Genomic DNA, 4,700 nt, shown 5'->3' with positions numbered 1-4,700 from the left:
AACTGTCTGTTTTATTTGGGGCTTGACAAAGTATTAATTTTTTTATTTATATAGAATATGGTGTCATGTATGAATAAAAGTTGTATTGATTTTATCTGCTTTATACGTTATCTCTAGACTGTTTATTTTATATTTATATTTAAGAGTAAATATGAATATGAACATTGAATATCGGTCAAAATATATTGAATACTATTCGAAAAATGATCATGATCGGGGTCAAAATCTAATACATTTTGATATGCCCCCATTTCCAATTACAAATAGAATAATTTTAAAAAAATGGTCAAAATTATTTAAACTTGATGTGTTTATGAAATCAATTGGGACATGTCTTTTATCAATATTCTCTATTGTAGTAGTCATATTTAGTATTCAATCAAATAATAAAGAGTATTTATTATTTGCTATTTTGCCTTCTTGTGTACAGTTGTTCAATGAAATTATTTCTTGGTATCAAATTGATGACCCTGTTTTGGATAAGCCCATAGTCCCTAAAAGAATTTTAGCAAGATTAGAAGAGTTTAATATGTGAAAAAAGAATAATTTTTCAATATTCATATGCTACCAAAAGGAGTAAAAGTATCATTTTTGGTGGGCAAAAATAGTTTAATGATAAATCAACGAATAAATGTCTATAACCCCTTTATTTAACTAGTATTATGAGTTAATTAAGTATTAGTCAATTATGTTGTTGAACCCCCGTGCATTTGAAGGTAAAGCGGCTAGTATCAAAGAAATCAGTCGTTAATATATCGATGTTAAACCTTTATGTTATAAGGGTTTTTCTTGTGTCTTGGAAATGGTTTGAGTGGTGCATAAAATGCTTATCCTTACAAAAGTGGGTGAGTTTATTTTGAGTTAAAAAACTTATCAGAGTAACTCCGATAGTACCAAATAGACACTTCAACACTAAGGTTAATGAAGTTAGCAAAAAGAGGTAAGTTGTCTTTAAAATTAGTGACTGATTGAAATGAAAAATTATAGTAATGATAAATGCCTTAAAGTTTTATGATTGTATGGTGTTTTTTTACTTAGTCAATAAGTTGTATGATATATAAAGGATGTATATTATAATCAAAAATGCACCATCTTTTTTTGTGAGTACATGTTTTTTGGGATTATAAATAGAGAAGAGTAGGTAAAGAAAAATTACCATTGCTATTGGAAAGTGAAATATCAAAAAAGATTTGGGTACTGTGATAGGTGTTTTAGAAAATGTAATTGCTGTGCCTAGTACGAACAGGAGATTCATTAAACTGGCACCTACTAAATTGCCAAAAGCTAGTCCACCATATCCTTTTTTGGCAGATGAAATGACAGTTGATAATTCTGGTAAACTAGTTCCGAGAGCTACAACAGTAGCAGAAATGATTGCTTCAGAGATACCAACCCTACTTGCTGAGACTTGTACGGTTGCTACTAAAAAGCTTGAGCTTAGCGCAACGATTAAACCTGAAATAATCACTTTGATAAAAAGCATTAAAAGCTTATCAAAGGAAAGCTTTTCTTTTAGGGATTTATTTTGTTCAATAGTTTCAGTCGAGTTGTTATTGTTAAAAGATTGAAGTAAATACAATGGCAACGCAATTAATAAGGTATAACCTAAAACTCTAGGAATTAAAGAGTTATTGAATAATGATGCTAAATACAGGCCGATTAACCCTAAAAATGTAATCACAACATTACTTTCAGATTTTTTTGAAACCGGTATACTACCATATAATATGCCTAAACTAAGAATCAAACTAGTGTTTGTGATAATAGATCCTAATGAATTACCCAATGCCAGATCATTGGATCCACTTATCAGTGCACTTATTGTCGTTGCAAATTCTGGTAAACTTGTACCTAAAGAGACAACTGTAGCCCCTATAATAATATCAGAGATGCCCAATGATTTAGAAATCAGAATAGCAGAGTCAGTCAAATAATCAGTTGATTTTGATAGGATAAATAATGATAGTAAAAAAATAAAAATAATAATAATAAATGGCGTATTCATAAAAAGTTGTTCCATAGACGTTAAATCCTTTCATAAAAAAAGGGCGTTACTTCAAGTATTCTTCCTGCCCTAAGAAGAACAAACCTTGAAGCAACAGCCCAACCTTTGTTTATAACAATTTAATAAAATAATAACATTTATTTTGAGATAAGTCAAAATCAGTATGATACTACTTTGAAACTTATATTAACCTTGTGATAATAATTCATCTATACCAAAATTTCTTATACTCTTTCATGTGTAGAAATGTGCACAGTAGGTTTTACTATGTGTAGTGTCTCTCACACTCCTTTTATTGGAGGAGTGAGTGACTTTTTTTATTTTAAAATTTCGTATATGGTTAATGAAGGTGTGGAAGTCTCACATATTGAGATTACATTTATATTATGATACATCGGGAAAATTAATTGTTTGAAATTTAAGTATTCTGAAGTTATGTGGGACAGCTTGTTTTGATATAGATGCTTTAACTCATTATATAGAGATACTTTAACAAGGTGAGGTTGCTTATTATCACTGTGATGCAGTAAGGTACAATTTTAAAAAATTGATATGATTGGATGATTAAAAATGTGATAAGTACTTCGAAACTTTTGTGAAAGTATGCAATAGTACTATGAAACTTCTCGCATCTTTTTAAAGCTCTAAGAAGCTTAATGCAAAGAAGTTTGGCAAACTAAAAGGTATCAAAGAAGATCATCTGAGATAAAATTTAAAGATTGTAAATGAAATTGAAAATTCGCAAGAGTGTTTTTAATGGTTTTTTGTTGCAAAACAATTCATTAAACACAGCTAGCATTAGATCTAGTGAGTATTGTGTGGTTTGTTCTTGATATTATATTTGGTATACTTGATAAATAAGGGAGATATGATGTTAATTATATTGTTTTGTATGGTAATATCTGCAGTGATTACGGCAATAAATTATAAAAATGATATAAATTTATTTTTACAATTTATTATATTGTCCATATTAGGTATTGTGATACCATTATTCGCTGATTATTTTAGTCAACTTATAGACCACTCTGTATTTGAAATAGATTTTCTTGGCGTATTAGTAGACTTTGGGTTTTCGTTAATCATTACACCTATATTCATTATACAAGCCTTAAATGGTAGAGCGTTACGATTGAAAATGAATAAAAAGTAAAGTAGATAATCTGTAAGTAAAGAGATTGAAAGTGATAAGATAACAAATTTAATGGACAATCAAAACATTGAAAAATATTGGTGTTTTATTGATATCGGTATGTATTTTATTATTAATTTAGCACAACTGCTAAAATAATATAAAAAATTTTATATAGTTGTATAACTATAATATAATTAATATATTATGTAAGAGAGGAGTGGTAGATGTTTGACTTAATTATTAAAAATAGCCTCAGTAGTCGTAACTATTAAAGGAAAAGCACGAGAGATATGGCTTTTCAGTATTCTTATTTCAACAAAAGGTTAGGATATTAGTCAAACAGATATAATTATGAATAAAATATATTACATGATCATAACGATTCTTTTATTGATATTGTTAGTGCAGCTAATTCGCTTAGCAGTAGAAAAAAATACACAACGAAAAATAAAAAGAAATAGTCAGTGAATTTAAAAACAGGAACTCAGTTATAATCCTAAAGTGGATAAGAAGTACACGCAAGGTGAATTTGATGAGTGAGTATAAAAATAAATAAAGAAACTTGATTTTGATGTTAACTATAGACCTAAATCAGTCTTTGATTAATGTGTCAAGTTAGAAAGTAAAATTTGAAAAGACTAAAAATTTACGAAAAAACTACAGAAATCACAAATAACAAAGGTAAAACTGTAACTACTAAAAAGACACTAGAAGTTGCACCGATAATCAAAAAAATATTTGATAAACTGAAAAGAAAATAAAGGTGCATGATAAATCATTTGGATTTTCAGGCTAAATTAACTGTGTTAATCATGCCAACAAAAAAGACTTTGCTGTTGATCTAGAAGTCTTTTTGTTAGGCGTGAGTATTTGAGTGAGATACTATAGCCACGCTGACTACCTATACATGATTTGTTTTGCAAGATAAATCGATTGATTCGATAAGATATCCTCCCCTAAAAAACAAAAACCCATCACCTAAGTGACGGGTTAAGGGTTAAAATGTTGGGAGGTTGAGTAAGTTATCCTTAGTCGTTGCATTTAATTTAGTACGGATGTAGGGTAACTTCCCTGTTGGATGGACAGATTCGACTTCAATACGAGCACCAGATGCATCGACGTAGTAGTATTTATTCTCTTTGTCGATGTACAAAACAACTTGTGCGACAGTTTCTACTGTGTCATCAGAAAGTTTGACGTGCGTGATTTTATCAGTAAGTTCTGATGATTCGCCTGATAAACGAATGTGTGTAATCTTAGATACTGACATAGCCTTAATCTCTTTTCTATCTTATTTCAACTGACTCGCAACATCATTTTGTGGTATTTTTTGGAATCTGTTGATAAGCTCATTATACGCAACATCGAGTAAGTAGTCAACTTAAAAAACTCAATATTTTGAGTTTTTTATTTGTTTATCATCATATATCATGTATAACTGTTTATCATATGTATTTGATATGTTGGTGTGATGAATGGTATGATGTTTTAATAGATAAAAGATATGAAAGTTATAAAAAAACACTAGCGATGAACAGCTCCTGGTAAAATGGACATGAA

The 4,700-nt window shown here is 29.3% G+C and carries 4 protein-coding genes; 2 read left to right on the top strand and 2 right to left on the bottom strand.

The window, feature by feature from the left end; translation table 11 throughout:
• Positions 1-157: 157 nt before the first annotated feature.
• Positions 158-535, top strand: coding sequence for a hypothetical protein (locus RU87_RS09345; RefSeq protein ID WP_143471414.1), 378 nt, complete (start codon positions 158-160; stop codon positions 533-535).
• Positions 536-1,030: 495 nt separating this feature from the next.
• On the opposite strand, the gene RU87_RS09340 is transcribed toward RU87_RS09345, so the two are convergent.
• Positions 1,031-2,020, bottom strand: a complete 990-nt coding sequence (locus RU87_RS09340) for a sodium:calcium antiporter (RefSeq protein ID WP_068164940.1) — start codon at positions 2,018-2,020, stop codon at positions 1,031-1,033.
• Between the two features lie 856 nt (positions 2,021-2,876).
• On the opposite strand from RU87_RS09340, the gene RU87_RS09335 reads away from it, so the two are divergent.
• Positions 2,877-3,158, top strand: a complete 282-nt coding sequence (locus RU87_RS09335) for a hypothetical protein (protein WP_068164943.1) — start codon at positions 2,877-2,879, stop codon at positions 3,156-3,158.
• Positions 3,159-4,137: 979 nt separating this feature from the next.
• Here the strand turns inward: RU87_RS09335 and RU87_RS09330 are convergent.
• Positions 4,138-4,410 carry a DUF3892 domain-containing protein gene (locus tag RU87_RS09330; protein ID WP_068164946.1) on the bottom strand — a complete coding sequence of 91 codons (273 nt, stop codon included), beginning with the start codon at positions 4,408-4,410 and terminating at the stop codon, positions 4,138-4,140.
• Between the last annotated feature and the right edge of the window lie 290 nt (positions 4,411-4,700).

It is taken from the genome of Pseudolactococcus plantarum (assembly GCF_002441715.1).
In the GTDB taxonomy this organism is placed as follows: domain Bacteria; phylum Bacillota; class Bacilli; order Lactobacillales; family Streptococcaceae; genus Pseudolactococcus; species Pseudolactococcus plantarum.
Note: the sequence above shows the minus strand (reverse complement) of the source record. Positions and strands in the feature narration are given on the sequence as shown.